At 59.9% G+C, this 19081-nt stretch carries 18 protein-coding genes; 5 read left to right on the plus strand and 13 right to left on the minus strand.

Annotation, left to right across the window (positions count from 1 at the left end; genetic code table 11):
- Window positions 1-602: TonB-dependent receptor plug domain-containing protein (locus tag A7D21_RS27635; RefSeq protein WP_171902648.1), on the minus strand; the 602-nt coding region annotated here is incomplete at its 3' end.
- Between the two features lie 204 nt (window positions 603-806).
- Between A7D21_RS27635 and A7D21_RS27640 the strand changes: the two genes are divergently transcribed.
- Both A7D21_RS27640 and A7D21_RS27645 read left to right on the plus strand, forming a co-directional pair.
- Entirely contained in the window at window positions 807-1487 is a 681-nt protein-coding gene (locus tag A7D21_RS27640; protein WP_053254364.1) for a Fe2+-dependent dioxygenase, read from the plus strand.
- 1 nt (window position 1488) lies between these two features.
- A complete protein-coding gene (locus tag A7D21_RS27645) occupies window positions 1489-2238 on the plus strand; it encodes a tetratricopeptide repeat protein (protein WP_069553186.1) in 750 nt (249 codons plus the stop codon).
- Between the two features lie 49 nt (window positions 2239-2287).
- On the opposite strand, the gene A7D21_RS27650 is transcribed toward A7D21_RS27645, so the two are convergent.
- The 5 genes from A7D21_RS27650 to A7D21_RS27670 form a co-directional block, all read right to left on the minus strand.
- Window positions 2288-3451, minus strand: coding sequence for a type III PLP-dependent enzyme (locus tag A7D21_RS27650; protein ID WP_053254366.1), 1164 nt, complete (start codon window positions 3449-3451; stop codon window positions 2288-2290).
- 471 nt (window positions 3452-3922) lie between these two features.
- Window positions 3923-5080 carry a betaine/proline/choline family ABC transporter ATP-binding protein gene (locus A7D21_RS27655; RefSeq protein WP_017138294.1) on the minus strand — a complete coding sequence of 386 codons (1158 nt, stop codon included), beginning with the start codon at window positions 5078-5080 and terminating at the stop codon, window positions 3923-3925.
- Window positions 5077-5730 carry an ABC transporter permease gene (locus A7D21_RS27660; RefSeq protein ID WP_027604864.1) on the minus strand — a complete coding sequence of 218 codons (654 nt, stop codon included), beginning with the start codon at window positions 5728-5730 and terminating at the stop codon, window positions 5077-5079. The genes A7D21_RS27655 and A7D21_RS27660 overlap by 4 nt, the downstream gene beginning before the upstream one ends.
- Window positions 5731-5741: 11 nt before the next feature.
- Window positions 5742-6638, minus strand: coding sequence for a glycine betaine ABC transporter substrate-binding protein (locus A7D21_RS27665; protein WP_069553187.1), 897 nt, complete (start codon window positions 6636-6638; stop codon window positions 5742-5744).
- A gap of 20 nt (window positions 6639-6658) precedes the next feature.
- Window positions 6659-7375, minus strand: coding sequence for an ABC transporter permease (locus A7D21_RS27670; protein WP_027604862.1), 717 nt, complete (start codon window positions 7373-7375; stop codon window positions 6659-6661).
- A 332-nt stretch (window positions 7376-7707) separates the two neighbouring features.
- Between A7D21_RS27670 and A7D21_RS27675 the strand changes: the two genes are divergently transcribed.
- The 3 genes from A7D21_RS27675 to A7D21_RS27685 all read left to right on the plus strand — a co-directional run bounded on the left by A7D21_RS27675 (window position 7708) and on the right by A7D21_RS27685 (window position 10063).
- Window positions 7708-9291: a peptide chain release factor 3 gene (locus tag A7D21_RS27675; RefSeq protein WP_017138290.1), complete on the plus strand. Its 1584-nt coding sequence runs from the start codon at window positions 7708-7710 to the stop codon at window positions 9289-9291.
- A 171-nt stretch (window positions 9292-9462) separates the two neighbouring features.
- Window positions 9463-9708 carry a hypothetical protein gene (locus A7D21_RS27680; protein WP_053254368.1) on the plus strand — a complete coding sequence of 82 codons (246 nt, stop codon included), beginning with the start codon at window positions 9463-9465 and terminating at the stop codon, window positions 9706-9708.
- A 97-nt stretch (window positions 9709-9805) separates the two neighbouring features.
- The gene (locus A7D21_RS27685) at window positions 9806-10063 is read left to right on the plus strand and encodes a hypothetical protein (RefSeq protein WP_069553188.1); all 258 of its coding nucleotides are present in this window, start codon (window positions 9806-9808) and stop codon (window positions 10061-10063) included.
- Window positions 10064-10173: 110 nt separating this feature from the next.
- On the opposite strand, the gene A7D21_RS27690 is transcribed toward A7D21_RS27685, so the two are convergent.
- The 7 genes from A7D21_RS27690 to A7D21_RS27720 all read right to left on the minus strand — a co-directional run bounded on the left by A7D21_RS27690 (window position 10174) and on the right by A7D21_RS27720 (window position 18921).
- Window positions 10174-11145 (minus strand): peptide ABC transporter ATP-binding protein, encoded by a 972-nt coding sequence (locus A7D21_RS27690; protein ID WP_053254370.1) that lies wholly within the window; start codon window positions 11143-11145, stop codon window positions 10174-10176.
- On the minus strand, window positions 11145-12113 hold the full coding sequence (locus tag A7D21_RS27695) for an ABC transporter ATP-binding protein (protein WP_017138287.1): 969 nt from the start codon (window positions 12111-12113) through the stop codon (window positions 11145-11147). The genes A7D21_RS27690 and A7D21_RS27695 overlap by 1 nt, the downstream gene beginning before the upstream one ends.
- A gap of 10 nt (window positions 12114-12123) precedes the next feature.
- The gene (locus A7D21_RS27700; RefSeq protein ID WP_053254372.1) at window positions 12124-13035 is read right to left on the minus strand and encodes an ABC transporter permease subunit; all 912 of its coding nucleotides are present in this window, start codon (window positions 13033-13035) and stop codon (window positions 12124-12126) included.
- Window positions 13036-13045: 10 nt separating this feature from the next.
- Window positions 13046-14056: an ABC transporter permease subunit gene (locus A7D21_RS27705; protein ID WP_010565541.1), complete on the minus strand. Its 1011-nt coding sequence runs from the start codon at window positions 14054-14056 to the stop codon at window positions 13046-13048.
- Between the two features lie 76 nt (window positions 14057-14132).
- Window positions 14133-15731 (minus strand): ABC transporter substrate-binding protein, encoded by a 1599-nt coding sequence (locus A7D21_RS27710; protein ID WP_053254373.1) that lies wholly within the window; start codon window positions 15729-15731, stop codon window positions 14133-14135.
- An 80-nt stretch (window positions 15732-15811) separates the two neighbouring features.
- Window positions 15812-17206 (minus strand): OprD family porin, encoded by a 1395-nt coding sequence (locus A7D21_RS27715; protein ID WP_053254374.1) that lies wholly within the window; start codon window positions 17204-17206, stop codon window positions 15812-15814.
- Window positions 17207-17376: 170 nt separating this feature from the next.
- The gene (locus A7D21_RS27720) at window positions 17377-18921 is read right to left on the minus strand and encodes an ABC transporter substrate-binding protein (RefSeq protein WP_371859236.1); all 1545 of its coding nucleotides are present in this window, start codon (window positions 18919-18921) and stop codon (window positions 17377-17379) included.
- Window positions 18922-19081 lie beyond the last annotated feature (160 nt).

Raw genomic sequence — 19081 nt, forward strand, 5'->3', positions numbered from 1 at the left:
TCGGAGCCGTAGGTGAAACCGCCGTTGGTAAAGTCGCGGGCTTGTGGTGTTTTGCTGACCAGGTTGATGCTGCCGCCGGCCGAGCCGCGCCCGCCGAACGAGGAGTTCGGGCCCTTGCTGACTTCGATCGACTCGATGTCGAAGATCTCGCGGCTCTGGCCGCCGGTGTCGCGCACGCCATCAAGGTAGGTGTCGCCCTGGGCGTCAAACCCCCGAATGAACGGGCGATCGCCCTGAGGGTTGCCGCCTTCACCGGCGCCGAAGGTAATTCCCGGTACGGTGCGCAAGGCATCCTGCAACGAGGTCGCGGCGGTGTCCTTGAGGACTTGTTGCGGCACGACGGTGACCGAGCGCGGTGTGTCGACCAGTGGTGCGGTGTACTTCTGCGAAGACGCTTTTTCTACCTGGTAGGACGTGTTGTCCTGTTCCTGGCCGGTAATGCTGGTGGCACCCAGGGAGATGCTGTTGCGCTGGCCTTTTTGTTCAGTGCTTTCGGCCGCTTGCGCCATGTGGGCAGCAGAGCTGGCGCTGAGTGCAACGCCGATGGCCGAAGCCAGTACGCGTGGTGAACCGGCAGATATTTTTAGCGTAGTGCGCGACATGAGTTGTCCTTCCCCAAGGAGTTGAGGCCGCGGAATATAGGGTCAACAAGACTTGATATCAATTGCGATACATTGCTATTCGCACTGAATTTACATTCTTTACACTTTCCGCTTACGGTTTTTACCCGCTCGTTCGTCCCTGGGTTTTACAGGGAGGATAAGAATCAATACCATTGGCGCCTCTCTGATTTCAGGTATCGCCCCATGCTGCTGCACATTCCCGGCCTGTTCTCTCGCGAGGAGGTGCTGCGCATTCGCCAAGCCCTGGAAAACACCGAGTGGGCCGACGGTAAAATCACCGCCGGGCACCAATCCGCCAAAGCCAAACACAACCTGCAATTGCCCGAAGGCCACCCGTTGGCCAAGGAAATCGGCGCGGCAATGCTTGAGCGCCTATGGAAAAACCCGCTGTTTATGTCGGCGGCGTTACCGCACAAAGTCTTCCCGCCGCTGCTCAATTGCTACACGGCGGGTGGCAGTTTCGACTTTCATATCGACAACGCCGTGCGTCAGCCCAGGGGCAGCCATGAGCGGGTACGTACCGACCTGTCGTCCACGCTGTTTTTCAGCGACCCGGATGAATACGACGGCGGTGAGTTGGAGATCCAGGACACCTTCGGCCTGCAGCGGGTAAAACTGCCGGCCGGCGATATGGTGCTTTACCCAGGCTCGAGTCTGCACAAAGTCAACGCGGTGACGCGCGGCACGCGGTATGCCGCGTTTTTCTGGACCCAAAGCCTGGTGCGCGAAGACAGCCAGCGCACCTTGCTGTTCGAGATGGACGGCGCGATCCAGCAACTGACCCGCGATGTTCCCGACCACCCGGCGCTGATCCAGCTGACCGGCACTTACCACAACCTGTTGCGCCGCTGGGTTGAGGTCTGACATGGGGTTTTTATTGCGCCGTGAAGAAGTCCTCACCGTCGAGCAATTGCAACGCATGCTCGATGACTCTCCGGTGCGTGCCGCCCAGGCCATCTTGATGGCGGCGAAGGAGGGCGTGGTCGACGCCCAGGCCCTGCTTGGGCAAATCCTGCTGGAAGGGCGCGGCATTGCACGTGATCAAGCGCTGGCGTTGCGCTGGTTCCAGATTGCGGCGCAGGGCGGGCATTTGATGGCCCGCAATATGGTCGGGCGTTGCCGGGAACATGGCTGGGGTTGCGCCGTCGACGAAGTCGCGGCCGCCAGCGAATATCGCCTGGCGGCAACGGCCGGGCTGGATTGGGGCCAGTACAACTACGGCAACCTGCTGGCCACCGGTCGCGGCGTGGCTGTAGATCAAGCGCAAGCGCTGGGGTTCTATCGCCAGGCGGCCGAGCAGGGCCATGCCAAGTCGATGAACCTTTTGGGGCGTTATCTGGAAGAGGGCCGGTGTTGCCCACAGGACCTGGAGTCGGCCGTGGCCTGGTATCGACGCTCAGCCGAAGGCGGGGATTTTCGCGGGCAGTTCAGTTATGCGGCGGTGTTGGCCGACAGCGGTCAGGTCGACACTGCGTTGGCGTGGTTACGCCAGGCACTGGCCGGCGGAAATCTCAAATTCCTGCGCACAGCCAGCAAGGCGTTGGCGGCGGCCGCCAATCCGCAGGTTCGGGCAATGGCCGAGGCCTACGAACAGCGCGCAACGACCCTGTCCTGACCCATAAAAAAACCCATGACATGTCATGGGTTTTTTGTGTGCGGCGTGCTTACACGTAGTACGACTTCAGCGGCGGGAAGCCATTGAATTCAACCGCGCTGTAGCTGGTGGTGTAGGCACCGGTCGACAACCAGTACAAACGATCACCAATCGCCAGGTTCAGTGGCAGGCCGTACTTGTAGTTTTCGTACATGATGTCGGCGCTGTCGCAGGTAGGACCGGCGATGACCACTTCTTCCATCTCGCCTTTCTTCTCGGTCCAGATCGGGAACTTGATGGCTTCGTCCATGGTTTCGATCAGGCCGGAGAACTTGCCCACATCCGTGTACACCCAGCGCTCGACGGCGGTACGCGATTTACGCGCCACCAGCACCACTTCGCTGACCAGGATACCGGCGTTGGCGATCAACGAACGGCCGGGTTCGAGGATGATTTCCGGCAGGTCGTCGCCGAAATCTTCCTTGAGGAAGCGGATGATTTCTTCAGCGTAGGTTTCCAGGCTGTTGGTGCGGGTGATGTAGTTGGCCGGGAAGCCGCCGCCCATGTTGATCAGTTTGAGGTGGATACCGTCCTCTTCCTTCAGGCGCTCGAAGATCACTTTGACCTTGGCGATCGCTGCGTCCCACACGCTGATGTCGCGCTGTTGCGAGCCGACGTGGAAGGAGATGCCGTAAGGCACCAGGCCCAGGTCGCGGGCGAGGATCAGCAGGTCCATGGCCATGTCGGTCTGGCAGCCGAATTTGCGCGACAGAGGCCAGTCAGCCGTGGTCGAGCCTTCGGTGAGGATACGCACATACACTTTCGAGCCCGGCGCGGCCTTGGCGATATTGCGCAGGTCGGCTTCGGAGTCGGTGGAGAACAGGCGCACGCCTTTCTCGTAGAAGTAGCGGATGTCCTTGGATTTCTTGATGGTGTTGCCGTAGCTGATACGGTCGGGGCTGACGCCACGGTCCATCACTTTATCCAGTTCGTAGATCGACGCGATGTCGAAGCTCGAGCCTTTGTCTTTCAACAGGTCGATGATCTCGACAGCCGGGTTGGCCTTGACCGCGTAATAGACTTTGGCGAATTCGAAACCGGCGCGCAGGTCATCGTAGGCCTGGCTGATCATCGCGGTGTCGATCACCACGAACGGGGTTTCTTGCTTGTCCGCGAACGCCTTCATTTTGTCAAAAGTGGCGCGCGCGAAATAATCTTCGACGTTGATCGACATGCTGGGAACTCCTAAGGGCAAACTGTTTTGATCAATGGGTGCAACTGAACGTCCTCCGTATCCCCACTTTGGTTCGCCTACTTCCCAAGGCATGTCGCCGAAAGCAAAAAGGCCATGGGATAACCGCGTCCCTTGGCCTTGCTGTCTCGTCGTCAGTACTTGAGCCGGATGGATCGTTTCCAGCATGGACGTTCGGCGCGAACTTTAGGACGTGAGGGGCCATAGATCAACTAAAAATGTCGCGTTTTTGCACGCGTTCGTCGCGGGACCCGGTGCAGCTACTTATGTAACCGACAGGTGTGACGGATTGATGTTCCCCGTCGAGTGGTAATCGAGGCGATTTCCCTGACTCACCGAAGGGGAAATGCGGGAGGGGGCTTGCTCCCGATGGCGGTGGATCAGTGACAGATGAAGTAACTGACACACCGCCATCGGGAGCAAGCCCCCTCGCACATTTTTTACCACGTTGTGTCAGGCCAGGGCGGTCTCGGCAGGCGACACAATACTGGTCTTGCCGCCACGCGACTTACCGGAACTCAGGTACTCGGCAATCGACTCCTGAGTCACCTCACCGAGGAACACCCGCTCGGCATCCATCACCGGCAACCACGAACGGTTGAACTCATACATACGCGACAACAGGATGCGCAAATGCTCGTCGTACGCCGCCGTGGCGTTGAACTCGCGCAGGTACTGCCCGCAGGTACCGGTCTGACGGTGCAGGTCGCGACGTCGTACATAACCCAGCGCTTTGTTCTCGGCGCAGGTGACCACCACATAACGGCGGTCAGTTTCATCCATCAGCTCCAGCGCATCCGCCACCGGAGTTTCCGGGCTCACCGACGGGGCGTTGTCGGCTGCATCTTCGGCTTTGACCAGCAGCAGGCGCTTGAGGGTGCTGTCCTGGCCGACGAAGTTGCTGACGAACTCGTCAGCCGGATGCGCCAGCAAGGTGTCCGGATGGTCGATCTGCAGCAGCTTGCCGGCGCGGAAGATCGCAATCTTGTCGCCCAGTTTGATGGCCTCGTCGATGTCGTGGCTGACCATGATCACGGTCTTGTTCAGCGCGCGTTGCATCTCGAAGAATTCGTTCTGGATCATCTCGCGGTTGATCGGGTCGACCGCACCGAACGGTTCGTCCATCAGCAGCAACGGTGCATCGGCCGCCAACGCGCGGATCACACCGATCCGCTGTTGCTGGCCACCCGACAGTTCACGCGGGTAACGGTGCAGGTACTGCTTGGGTTCCAGCTTGATCATGCTCATCAATTCGCGGGCGCGGTCGTGGCATTTCTGCTTGTCCCAGCCGAGCAGCTTGGGCACCACCACGATGTTTTCCTCGATGGTCATGTTCGGGAACAGGCCGATCTGCTGGATCACATAGCCGATGTTACGACGCAGGGTCACTTCGTCGAGGTCGGTGGTGTCTTCGCCATTGATCAGGATCTTGCCCGAGGTGGGCTTGATCAGGCGGTTGATCATTTTCAGCGTGGTGCTCTTGCCGCAGCCCGACGGGCCGAGGAATACGCAAATCTCGCCTTCGTTGACGGTCAGGCTAACGTCGTTCACGGCGGACACGGTTTTGCCGTTGCTTTGAAAAGTCTTGGTCAGGTTTTGAAGTTCGATCATTTGAGCAGTCCTTTTGGAGTCAGCGAGCGTTGCAGCCATTGCAGAAGCAGGTCGGCGAAGATGGCCAGGAGACTGACCAGCACGGCGCCAACGATCAGCATCGACATGTCGCTGCGGCTGATGGAAGCCAGAATAAGTACACCCAGGCCACCGGCGCCGATGGTGGCGGCAATGGTCATCACACCGATGTTCATCACCACGGCGGTGCGCACACCGGCGAGGATCACCGGCACGGCGATGGGCAGCTCGACCATGCGCAGGCGCTGGCCGAAGGTCATGCCGATGCCTTTGGCGGCTTCGCGAATGCCAGGCTCCACGCCCGTGAGGGCGAGGTAGGTGTTACGCATGATTGGCAGCAGGGAGTAGAGGAACACGGCGGTAATCGCCGGCATCGGCCCCAGGCCCTGGCCGAACTTGGAGTAGAACGGCAACAGCAGGCCAAACAAGGCGATGGACGGCACGGTCAACAGCACCGTGGCGCTGGCTTGCAGCGGACCGGCCAGGGTCGGGAAGCGGGTCATCAGCACGCCGAGGGGCACGCCGACGACAATCGCCAGGATTACCGCAATGCCGACCAGGGTGATGTGCTGCCAGGTCAGGTGCAGGACTTGGGCCCAATCAAGATGGGAAAAGGCGTTCAGGAATTCCATGTCTTCTCCTCTTATGGGTTGATCGGATGTTGGCGCAGGAAATCTGCAGCCACGGCGGACGGGCTTTCATGGTCGACGTCGACCCGCGCATTCAGTTGGCGCATGGTTGCATCGTCGAACAGCGCGGCCAGCGGCTTGAGGTCTGCGGCCAATTCAGGGTGGGCGTCCAGATAAACCTGACGCACCACAGGCGCTGCGGTGTAGTCCGGGAAGTAATGCTTGTCGTCTTCCAGCAGCTTCAATTTGAAGGCGTTCAGGCGACCGTCGGTGGTGTAGACCAACCCGGCAAACACCTGGCCATTACGCAGCGCGGTGTAGACCAGGCCAGCGTCCATCTGCCGGGTGTTTTTGCGGGTCAGGTTCATGTCATACAGCTTGACCATGCCGGCCATGCCGTCGGAACGGTTGGCGAACTCGGTATCCAGGGCCACCAGGCGCGTGCCTTTGGTTTTCTCTGCGAGTGCTTGGGTCAGGTCGCTGATGGTGTTGATCTGCGGGAATTCCTGGGCGACGTTTTCCGGCAGTGCCAGCGCGTAGGTGTTGCTGAATTTCGACGGCGAGAGCCAGACCAGGCCTTTTTTCGCATCGAGTTCTTTCACTCGGGCGTAGGACTGTTCGCTGTCGAGCTTTTCGTCCACGTGGTTGTAGGCCACCAGCGACACGCCGGTGTATTCCCAGATCAGGTCCAGTTGCCCGCTTTCCTGGGCACTGCGTGCCAGGTTACTGCCCAGGCCGCCGGTCACGCGGGTGTCGTAGCCCTTGGTGCGCAGGTATTGGGAGGTGATCTCGGCGAGCAGGGTCTGTTCGGTGAACACCCGGGCGCCGATACGGATCACTGGTTTTTCGGCGGCTTGCGCAAAACCTGCCAGCAGCAGGACGCAGCTCAGTATCAATGTCAGTTTTTTCATGTGAATTCCTTTGCCAAGCCTTAAGACGGACGCAACCCGCGTTCCAGCCAGAGGCGGCTGGCCATGGTCACCAGACCGTCGAGCAGCAATGCCAGCAGCGCGGTGCACGCGGCGCCGAGCAGCAATTGCGGCTGATTGTTCAGGGCGATGCCGGGGAAAATCAGGCTGCCCAGGCTGTTGGCGCCAATCAGGAAGGCCAGCGGTGCGGTACCGACGTTGATCGCCAGGGCCACACGCACGCCGCCGATGATGATCGGCACGGCGTTAGGCAGTTCCACGCGAAACAGCACCTGGCGCGGCGTCATGCCGATGCCGGTGGCGGCTTCTTTGAGTGAGCCTTGAACGTTTTTAAGGCCTTCGTAGGTGTTGCGCACGATGGGCAACAGAGAGGCGAGGAACAGCGCGAAGATGGCCGGGCCACTGCCGATGCCAAGGACGCCGAGGGCGATGGCCAGTACGGCCAGGGGAGGGACGGTGTTGCCGATGTTGAAGATCTGCATGAAGCGTTCTGCGCGCCCGACCATGTTCGGTCGGCTGAGCAGGATGCCGGCGGGGATGCCCACAACGAGGGCGGCCAGCATGGAGACTAGAACGAGGATCAGGTGTGCTTGCAGGTAAAACAACAAATCGTCGCGGTACAGTTCGATCGTGTTGATGCCGATCCAGTGGACCAGCAGGGCCAGGAGTGCGACGACAACCACACCTCCTATCAGCCCTTTGCCATAGCGAATAGCCACAGGCGGACTCCTTTTTTTCTTTTGTCGGCGAACACATTCTCCGGCGGCAATGCCATTCCTGGCTGCCTTCGAATGTGTTCGCGAAAAGCAGCTCGCCGATACCGGCAACGCGGTATGCGATCGAGCCATGAGCGCAGCCTCGTCAGGCTAACTTGCTGATTTTTCAGCCCCTGTTACGAGTGCGGTAGCAGGGGAGTGGACGTCTCTACCTTTTAAAAGGTTCCACACTTGGCAGCATTTAGCCACCCCCAATGGGCTGAACGGTGGTCCGGCGCCTGGGGTTTGCGCTATACTCGCCGCCCTTTTTTGACTCACCTGCCAGGCGATTTCCCATGACCCACCAGGCCGCCGAAGTCGCGAAACGCCGCACTTTCGCCATTATTTCCCACCCCGATGCCGGTAAAACCACCATCACCGAGAAGCTGTTGCTGATGGGCAAGGCAATCGCTGTGGCCGGCACGGTGAAATCCCGCAAATCCGACCGCCATGCGACATCCGACTGGATGGAGATGGAAAAGCAACGGGGTATTTCCATTACCACGTCGGTCATGCAGTTCCCGTATCGCGACCACATGGTCAACCTGCTCGACACCCCGGGCCACGAAGACTTCTCCGAAGACACCTACCGCACCCTGACCGCGGTGGACTCGGCCTTGATGGTCCTCGATGGCGGTAAGGGCGTTGAGCCACGGACCATCGCGCTGATGGACGTCTGCCGTCTGCGTGACACGCCAATTGTCAGCTTCATCAACAAACTCGACCGCGATATCCGCGACCCGATCGAGTTGCTGGATGAAATCGAAGCCGTCCTGAAAATCAAGGCCGCGCCGATCACCTGGCCGATTGGTTGCTACCGCGACTTCAAGGGCGTTTATCACCTGGCCGACGATTACATCATTGTCTACACCGCCGGCCACGGTCACGAACGCACCGAAACCAAGATCATCGAGAAACTCGACTCGGACGAAGCCCGCGCCCACCTGGGTGACGAGTACGATCGTTTTGTCGACCAGCTGGAACTGGTACAGGGCGCCTGCCACGAGTTCAATCAGCAGGAATTCCTCGACGGCCAGCTGACGCCGGTGTTCTTCGGTACGGCTCTGGGCAACTTCGGTGTCGATCACGTGCTTGATGCCGTGGTGGACTGGGCACCGAAACCCCTGGCCCGCGTTGCCAACGAGCGCACCGTGGAACCGGTCGAAGAGAAATTCACCGGCTTCGTGTTCAAGATCCAGGCGAACATGGACCCCAAACACCGCGACCGTATCGCCTTCATGCGCATCTGCTCCGGCAAATACGAAAAAGGCATGAAGATGCGCCACGTGCGCACCGGCAAGGACGTGCGCATCGGCGACGCCCTGACGTTCTTCTCCTCCGAGCGTGAGCAGCTGGAAGAGGCGTTTGCCGGCGACATCATCGGTTTGCACAACCACGGCACCATCCAGATCGGCGACACCTTCACCGAAGGCGAAGCCCTGGGCTTCACCGGCATCCCGCACTTCGCCCCGGAACTGTTCCGCCGCGTACGCCTGCGTGACCCGCTCAAGTCCAAGCAACTGCGCCAAGGCTTGCAGCAATTGGCCGAAGAGGGCGCCACCCAGGTGTTCTTCCCCGAGCGCAGCAACGACATCATCCTCGGCGCCGTCGGTGTGCTGCAGTTCGATGTGGTCGCCAGCCGTTTGAAAGAGGAATACAAGGTTGAATGCTCCTACGAGCCAATCACCGTGTACTCCGCGCGCTGGATCGATTGCAGCGATAAGAAGAAGCTGGAAGAGTTCTCCAACAAGGCCGTAGAAAACCTGGCGATCGACGGCGGTGGTCACCTGACCTACCTGGCACCGACGCGGGTCAACCTGGCGCTGATGGAAGAGCGCTGGCCGGATGTGAAATTCCGGGCGACCCGCGAGCACCACTAAGGTCTGCGCGGTACACCAAAGGGCGAAGCTGTCATGGCTTCGCCCTTTTTTGTGGGCGCGACGCTGCTCCCACAGTTGGTCTTCATCTGTCTGTGGCATTGGCGAGAAGCCCGCATCCGGTCTAGCGTATTCAAATACTTCACGCACTCACCGACGGATCAGGAGACGACCTTGCGTATAACTCAATGTGCCGTCCAGCTGATGTTGCTGGCGGCTTTGGGGCTGGCAGGCACCTCGGCGCTGGCGGAGACCGGCACGCCACAGTGGAAAGACACCGGCCCGGTTACCAAGAAAAAGCAGAAGGAGGTCAATTCCGGCAGTTGGCAGCCCCGGGCTCAACCCGCGCCCAAGGAAGACCAAGAGAACCCCTACAACGAAGGCGAGGACAGCGAAACCTACGATGACGGCGATACCTGAAGCCTGATTGGCGTAAAACCGAGAACGAAACTAGCTTAAATCCCAGTGCCGGCCGCATGCTGGTGCACGTGATTCACTGACTGGACGGAAATCGACCATGACTATCTTTCAACGTTTGGTGTTGTTGCTAAAAGTACTGGTGATGCTATCGCTGGGTGCTTCCTCTGCATGGGCCAGTACGGCCGTGCACAGCCAGGCGCCGGGCTATGTGGCGGCAAAGATGCCGCAGGTGGGTGGTTTGCAGTTGGCCAAGAGCGAGGCCGAGCCTGGTGATGAGGACCAAGGCGGCTCCAAGGATGATGATGATCAGCAAGCGCCAGATGACGATGACACCGAAGGCGATAGCGATACCTGAGTCGAACAAAAAAAAGCCCCACCTGCCGGACTGATGCGCAATCCGACGGGTGGGGCGGTAGAACTCCTGTAATGCCCTGGGCTTAATCACCCAGGGCATTTTTGTTGCGCTCAGGCCACAAACTGCTCCGCGTAGTGGCATGCCACCTGGCGGTTATCCAGGGCGCGCAGCTGCGGTTCCTCGCTGCTGCACCGCGCGGTCGCATACGGGCAGCGCTTATGGAAAGCGCAACCTGGCGGCGGGTTCAGCGGGTTGGGCAGTTCGCCGACGATCTTGATCTTCGGCTTGCTCGGGTCCGGGTGGATGGTCGGGGTGGCTGACAGCAGCGCCTGGGTGTACGGGTGCAGCGGGCGGGCGTAGATGTCTTCCTTGGGGCCGACTTCTACCGGGCGGCCGAGGTACATCACCATCACGTCGTCGGCGACGTGTTGCACCACCGCCAGGTTGTGGGAGATGAACACGTAGGCGGTGTTGAATTCCTGCTGCAAGTCCATGAACAGGTTGAGTACCTGGGCCTGGATCGACACGTCGAGTGCCGACGTCGGCTCATCCGCCACCAGCACTTTAGGTTGCAGCATCATGGCGCGGGCCAATGCGATCCGCTGGCGCTGGCCACCGGAGAACATGTGCGGGTAGCGTTGATAATGCTCAGGGCGAAGGCCCACTTGCTTCATCATCGCCTGCACTTTCTCGCGGCGCTCGGCGGCCGACAGGTGGGTGTTGATCAACAGCGGCTCGCCGAGTTGATCACCCACTTTCTGACGCGGGTTCAGCGACGCATACGGGCTCTGGAACACCATCTGCACGTCTTTGCGCAATTGCTTGCGCTGGGCCTTGTCGGCGCCGGCCACTTCCTGGCCGGCGATCTTCAAGGAGCCCGATGACGGCTCTTCAATCAGTGTCAGCGCACGGGCCAGGGTGGATTTGCCGCAACCCGACTCGCCTACTACGGCGAGGGTCTTGCCAGCTTCCAGCTCGAACGACACACCATTAAGCGCACGCACCAGGGCATGGCCCTTGAACAGGCCACGGGACACTTCGTAGTGGCGGGTGAGGTCGCGGGCGGTAAGAACGACGGCCATTACGCCACCTCCTGGTTCAAGGGGTAGAAGCAGCGCGCAAGGCTGTTGCTTTTCGGATCAAGGCCGGGCCGCTGGGCACGGCAGGATTCCTGCACATACGGGCAGCGCGGCGACAGCAGGCAACCCTGCGGGCGGTCATAGCGGCCGGGCACGATACCCGGCAACGTGGCCAGGCGCGTGGCGCCAAGGCTGTGCTCGGGGATCGCCTTGAGCAGCGCTTCGCTGTACGGATGCGCCGGAATGTCGAACAGTTGCGGTACTTGGCCGACTTCCACGGCCTGGCCGGCGTACATCACGCACACGCGCTGGGCGGTTTCAGCCACGACCGCAAGGTCGTGAGTGATCAGCACCAGGCCCATGTTCTGCTCTTTCTGCAGGGCCAGCAGCAACTCCATGATCTGCGCCTGGATGGTCACGTCCAACGCGGTGGTCGGTTCGTCAGCAATCAGCAGTTTCGGCTCGCCGGCAATTGCCATGGCGATTGCGACACGCTGGCTCATACCGCCGGACAGTTGGTGCGGGTAGGCGTCCATACGGCTGGCAGCGCCGGGGATCTCGACCTTTTCCAACAGTTCGATGGCACGCTTGCGCGCTTGCTTGCCGGACATTTTCAGGTGCAGGCGCAGCACTTCTTCAATCTGGAAACCCACGGTGTAGCTGGGGTTCAGCGCGGTCATCGGGTCCTGGAATACCATCGCGAGGTCTTTGCCGACGATCTGCCGACGCTGGCGGTTGCTCAGCTTGAGCATGTCCTTGCCGTCGAAGTTCAGCGCGTCAGCAGTGACGATACCGGGGTGCTCGATCAGGCCCATCAGCGCCATCATGGTCACGGATTTACCCGAACCCGACTCGCCAACGATTGCCAGCACTTCGCCTTTGTCGACGGAAATGTCGAGGCCATCGACCACCGGCACGGCGGTCTTGTCGCCGAAGCGGACGTTGAGATTCTTGATTTCTAACAGTGACATGGGAATCTCCTCAGGCGGCGTTCTTGAGTTTCGGGTCCAGCGCATCGCGCAGGCCGTCACCCATCAAGTTGATTGCCAGCACGCTGAGCAAAATGGTCAGACCCGGCAGGCTCACCACCCACCAGGCGCGTTCGATGTAGTCACGGGCCGAAGCCAGCATGGTGCCCCACTCAGGGGTTGGCGGTTGTACGCCAAGGCCGAGGAAGCCCAGGGCCGCGGCATCGAGAATCGCCGAAGAGAAGCTCAAGGTCGCCTGAACGATCAGCGGCGCCATGCAGTTAGGCAGCACGGTGATGAACATCAGGCGTGGCAGGCCGGCGCCGGCGAGGCGGGCGGCCGTCACGTAGTCGCGGTTCAGTTCGCCCATCACCGCAGCGCGGGTCAGACGGACATAGGACGGCAAGGACACGATGGCAATCGCAATCACGGTGTTGATCAGGCCAGGGCCGAGGATCGCGACAATGGCAACGGCCAGCAGCAGCGATGGCAGGGCCAGCATGATGTCCATCAAACGCATGATGGTTGGGCCAAGCAGGCGCGGGAAGAACCCGGCGAACAGACCCAGCAGGATGCCCGGGATCAGCGACATCACCACCGACGACAAGCCGATCAGCAAGGACAGGCGTGAGCCCTGAATCAGACGCGAGAGCAGGTCACGGCCCAGTTCGTCGGTACCCAGCAGGAATTGCATCTGCCCGCCTTCCAGCCACGCCGGTGGGGTGAGCAGGAAGTCGCGGTATTGCTCGCTCGGGTTATGCGGCGCAACCCAAGGGGCGAAGAGCGCGCAGAACACGATCAGCAACATGAACAGCAGGCCGGCAACCGCGCCTTTGTTTTTGGAGAAGGCTTGCCAGAATTCTTTGTACGGGGACGGATACAGCAGGCTTTGATCGACTGCTGACACTTGAGTAGGTGTGGTCATGGTCATGATCTCAGCGCTGGTGACGGATGCGTGGGTTGGCGAAGCCGTAGAGGATATCCACCACGAAGTTCACCAGGATCACCAGGCAGGCGATCAGCAGGATGCCGTTTTGCACCACCGGGTAGTCCCGCGCGCCAATGGCTTCGATCAGCCATTTACCGATGCCAGGCCACGAGAAGATGGTTTCGGTCAGGACCGCACCGGCCAGCAGCGTGCCGACTTGCAGGCCGACCACGGTGAGGACCGGGATCAGCGCGTTACGCAGGCCGTGTACGAATACCACGCGCGCCGGCGACAGGCCTTTGGCCTTGGCGGTACGGATGTAGTCTTCACGCAAGACTTCGAGCATCGACGAACGGGTCATCCGCGCAATCACCGCCAGCGGGATGGTACCGAGCACGATGGCCGGCAGGATCAGGTGGTGCAGGGCGTCAAAGAATGCGTCCGGCTCGTCAGCCAGCAGGGTGTCGATCAGCATGAAGCCGGTGCGCGGCTCGATGTCGTAAAGCAGGTCGATACGTCCGGAAACCGGGGTCCAGCCCAGGCTTACCGAGAAGAACATGATCAGGATCAGGCCCCACCAGAAGATCGGCATCGAATATCCCGCAAGGGAGATGCCCATCACCCCATGGTCGAACAGGGATCCTCGTTTCAAGGCCGCGATTACCCCGGCCAACAGGCCCAGGATACCGGCGAACAACAGGGCGGCCATGGACAGTTCCAGGGTCGCCGGGAAGAGGGCGGTGAATTCGGTCCACACGCTGGTGCGCGTGCGCAGCGATTCGCCAAGGTCGCCGTGGGCGAGCTTGCCAACATAATCCAGGTATTGCGCGTACAAAGGCTTGTTAAGGCCAAGGCGTTCCATTGCCTGTGCGTGCATCTCGGGGTCGACTCGTCGTTCGCCCATCATGACTTCGACGGGGTCGCCGGGGATCATGCGAATCAACGCAAACGTCAGCAACGTGATGCCGAAAAACGTGGGGATCAATAACCCCAATCGGCGGGCAATAAAACTAAACATCTTGTTGTGTACCTCAATCAGCCGGTTAGGCAGGTTCGGCACCGTCAATGGCGACGGTGCCGAGCGTCTTCTCTTATTACTTCACCTGGGTGGTGGCGAAGTTATTTGTCGTCAGAGGGCTTTGGGTAAAACCTTCGACGTTTTTACGCATGGCGGTGAACATTTTCGGGTAAGCCATGGGAATCCACGGTTGGTCCTTGGCGAAAACGTCCAGGGCTTGTTCATAGAGTGCAGCGCGCTGTGTGGGTTCAGCGTCAGCGCGGGCCTTGTCGATCAAGTCTTGAAACTCTTTGTTACACCAGCGGGCGTAGTTTTCGCCGTTTTTGGCTGCATCGCAACTCAGGTTAGGCGTGAGGAAGTTATCCGGATCGCCGTTATCCCCTGCCCAGCCAGCCGAAACCATATCGTGCTCGCCCGCTTTGGCGCGTTTGAGCATTTCGCCCCATTCCATCACCTTGATGTTCACTTTCAGACCGATTTGCGCCAAGTCCGCCTGCATGCGCTGGGCGCCGAGCATCGGGTTAGGGTTGGTCGGGCCGCCACCGTTACGGGTGAACAGGGTGATCTCGGTGCCTTCCGGTACGCCGGCTTCCTTGAGCAAGGCGCGGGCTTTATCCAGGTCCCGTGGCGGGTTTTTCAGTTTGTCGTTGAAACCCAGCAGGGTGGGCGGGTACGGGCCGGTGGCATCCACAGCGTTGCCTTTGCCGTACAGGGATTCGTTATAGCCTTTTTTGTCGAAGGCGATGTTGATCGCGTGACGCACCCGTGCGTCGCTCATGTACTTGTGCGTGGTGTTCAACGCGGTGTAGCTGGTGGTCATCGCCGCCAGCTCTGCCACTTTCAGGTTCGGGTCGGCTTTCATGCTCGGCACGTCATCCGGTTTCGGATACAGCGCGATCTGGCATTCGTTGGCCTTGAGTTTCTGCAGGCGCACATTGTTGTCGGTGGTGATCGCCAGGATCAGCGGGTCAGCCGGCGGCTTGCCACGGAAGTAGTCCGGGTTGGCCTTGAAGCGCACTTGGGCGTCTTTGGCGTAGCGGGTAAAGATGAACGGCCCGGTGCCGATCGGCTTGGCGTTCAGGTCATCGGTCTTGCCGGACTTGAGCAACTGGTCGGCGTATTCGGCGGAGTGAATCGAGGAAAACGCCATGGCCAGGTCGGCCAGGAATGGGGCTTCAGGGCGGGTCAGGGTAAATACGACGGTGTGGTCGTCGGTCTTCGTTACGCTCTTGAGCAGTTCCTTGAAGCCCATGCTTTCAAAGTACGGGTAGCCCACGTTGGACTTGTTGTGCCAAGGGTGGTTCGGGTCCAGCTGGCGCTGGAAGCTCCAAAGCACGTCGTCGGCATTCATGTTGCGCGTGGGTTTGAAGTAGTCGGTGGTGTGGAACTTGATGTCGTCACGCAGGTGGAACGTGTAGGTCAGGCCATCGGCGCTGATTTCCGGCAAGGCCTTGGCCAGCGCGGGGACTACTTCGGTGGTGCCGGGCTTGAAGTCCACCAGGCGGTTGAACATGGTTTCGGCAGCGGCGTCAGCCGTCACGGCGGTGGTGTACAGGACCGGGTCAAAACCTTCCGGGCTGGCTTCGGTGCAGACCACCAGCGGTTTGGCTGATACGCCGATCGCAACGCTCAACAGCGCAGCGGCAATGGCAGCTTGTAGCGGGAGCATTTTCATTCAGAGCCCTCTGCAATCGATTAAACCAGACAAGCGTAGACGGCGGGCTCGTCATGAGCCCGCCGTCTACCTGGCGCTAATTAAAGAATGTTGAACGGGATGGTGGTGACCAGGCGGAACTCACGGAGGTTGCCGTCAGCCTGGTTGGCGCTGGCGCGGTGAGTCACGTAGGTACCACGAATGGTGGTGGCCTTGAGTGGGCCGCTCTGCAGGGCGTAGGAAGTACCGATGCCGTATTCCTGGTGTTTCTCGCCGTCCTGGGACTGGATGCCGTCGTAACCACGGCCGGCGATGCCACCGTTGCCGGTGTAGTGAGTGCCGTCGATGCCCCAGCCGCGAGCCGAGTAGATATTGAACTTCAGGCCTGGCACGCCGTATTCGGCCATGTTCAGACCGTAGGCAACCTGGAAGGATTTCTCGTTCGGGCCGTTAAAGTCGGACGTCAGGGAGTTGGCCAGGTAGATGCCGTTGGTTTCGTGCAGGTAGTCGAAGTACTCGTTACCGTTCACTTCCTGGTACGAGAAGGTCAGGCTGTGGGCTTGGTGAGTCAGGCCCAGCGACAGCGAGTAGGTATCGTTGTCGATCTTGCCCATCAGCTTTTTGCCGGTATCGACGGTTTTGTAGTAGTTCAGGCCGGTGGTCAGAGCCAGGGTCTGTGCATCACCCAGTTCGTGGGTGGCGCCGAAGTAGTACTGGTTCCAGAAGTCTTCGACGTTGGCGGCGAACAGGCTGGTTTTCAGGCTTTTGAATGGCTGGTAGTTAACGCCCAAGGTGTTGACCTTGTCGGTTTCCTGGCCATTGCCGTATTCGGTGCGGAATTTCGACAGGCTCTGTTCGGTACGTGGCGAAACGCGGTCAAACACGCCGCCCTGGAACGACAGGTTGCTGAATTCTTCGCTGTTGAAGCTCACACCTTCAAAGCTCGAAGGCAGGGCACGGTTGCCGATGGTGTCGACGATACCGCTGCTGAAGTTCTGGCGACCGGCGGTCAAGGTGGTGTTCGAGACACGGAACTTGACGTTGGCCAGGCCCAGTTTGCTCCATTGGTCGACGGCGTCACCGTTGGAGTCGGCCAGGGTACGGTTGGAACCACCCTTGATGTCGCGCTTGCTACGGTCCAGAACCAGAGCGTTGTAGACCGCCACTTCGGTGCTCACGCCAACGGTGCCTTGGGTGAAGCCCGAGGTGGCGTTGAGGATGGTGCCTTGTACCCAGTTGGTACGGTACGCGTCAGTGCGGGTTTCGCCGTGCTTCTGGTAGCTGAATTTGCTGCCGCGGAAGCGTTGTTCGTTGGCGAACCAGTTACGGGTGGTACCGCCCAGGCTGAATCCATCGACAAAGCCTTTGGCCTCGCTTTGGGCACTGGTGCCGGCCAATGTGGTTGGAACGAAGTCCTGGCTCTGGGTTTCAGCGAAGGCGGTTGCCGTGATGCTGCTGATGGCCAGGGCCAGAAGCGCTTTGCTGCTCAGTTTCATGGGTGAAGCTCCTTTGGTTCTCTTTTTAATGCCGGTCTTTTTAGGTGAACCGGCTATTGGGTGTGTAACTCGTTCAAGCTATTGCAAACGTTTGCCGTAGGAAAATTCCCAACAAAAGGCTGCACGTTTGCCGGAGAGCCAATTTGGCCCCCCGCCATCCGGCTATTTTCTTATGGGTTAATGCTGACGCCCGAGAACACGTTGCGGCCGAAGGGGCTGACTTTGAACCCTTCGACTTTGGCGCTTAACGGCTGGTTGACCGTCGAGTGGGCGACTGGCGTGATCGGCACCTGCTGCTTGAGCAGTTGCTGCGCCTGTTTGTACAGAACAGTCCTTTGTTCGCGGTCGGTCACGACCTTGGCTTGCTTGATCAGCTTGTCGTACGCCGGGTCACACCACATGGAGTAGTTGTTCCCGCCGATGGCGTCGCAGCTATACAGAGTGCCCAGCCAGTTGTCCGGGTCACCGTTGTCACCGGTCCAGCCGATCAGGCTGATATCGTGCTCACCGTTCTTGGTGCGCTTGATGTACTCGCCCCACTCGTAGCTGACGATCTTGACCTTGAGGCCGATCTTGGCCCAGTCGCTTTGCAGCATCTCGGCCATCAGCTTGGCGTTGGGGTTGTACGGCCGTTGCACCGGCATCGCCCACAGGGTGATCTCGGTCCCTTCCTTGACGCCGGCAGCCTTGAGCAGCGCTTTGGCTTTTTCCGGGTTGTAGGCGGCGTCCTTGATGGTCTCGTCGTAGGACCACTGCGTCGGTGGCATGGCGTTGACGGCCAGTTGCCCGGCGCCCTGGTACACCGCATTGAGGATGCTTTGCTTGTTCACCGCCATGTCCAGCGCTTGACGCACTTCGAGCTGGTCGAAGGGTTTGTGGCGCACGTTGTAGGCGATATAGCCAAGGTTGAAACCCGGCTTGGTCAGCAGTTGCAGGTTCGGGTCAGCCTTGAGGGCGTCGACGTCGGCCGGGCGCGGATGCAGGGTCACCTGGCACTCGCCGGCCTTGAGCTTCTGCACCCGCACCGACGCGTCGGTGTTGATGGCGAAGATCAGTTGATCCAGTTTGACCCGGCTCGGGTCCCAGTAATGTTTGTTACCCACATAACGGATCTGCGAGTCTTTTTGATAGCGCTGGAACACATACGGGCCCGTGCCGATGGGCTTCTGGTTGATATCGCTGGGTTTGCCGTCTTTCAGTAACTGTTCGGCGTACTCGGCCGACAGAATCGAGGCAAAGCTCATGGCGATGTTTTGTACGAACGCGGCGTCGACCGTGTTCAACGTCATCACCACGGTGTGCGGGTCGGTTTTCTCGACCTTGGCAATGTTCTTGTTCAGGCTCATCCCGTTGAAGTACGGAAACTCGGTAGGGTAGGCCTTGCGAAACGGGTGGTCGGGGTCAAGCATGCGGTTGAAGGTGAACAGCACGTCGTCGGCATTGAAGTCCCGCGTCGGCTTGAATTCCTTGTTGCTGTGGAATTTCACCCCTTCACGCAGGTGAAAGGTATAGGTCAGGCCGTCTTCGGAAATATCCCACTTGGTTGCCAGCCCAGGCACCACATTGGTCGCGCCTTTTTCGAACTCAACCAGGCGGTTGTACAGCGGCTCGGCCGCATCGTTGTCCGTGGCGGTGGTGTACTGCGCGGTGTCAAACCCGGCCGGGCTGCCTTCTGAGCAGAACACCAGGCTCTTCTTGTCGGCGGCTTGGCCCATCGTGGCCACAGCCAGCAGGCTGGTGCCAAAAATTGCGGATAGAACAGTGGTATGGCGCATGACGATCCCGATCCTTGTTTGTTGTTGTCATCAGCGAGCAATCACCCTGGCGTTCAGCCAGGGAGACATCACTGATCCCACACACAGCAAGTGCCTTTCC

This window comes from Pseudomonas sp. AP19 (assembly GCF_001728855.1).
Classification (GTDB): Bacteria; Pseudomonadota; Gammaproteobacteria; order Pseudomonadales; family Pseudomonadaceae; genus Aquipseudomonas; species Aquipseudomonas fluorescens.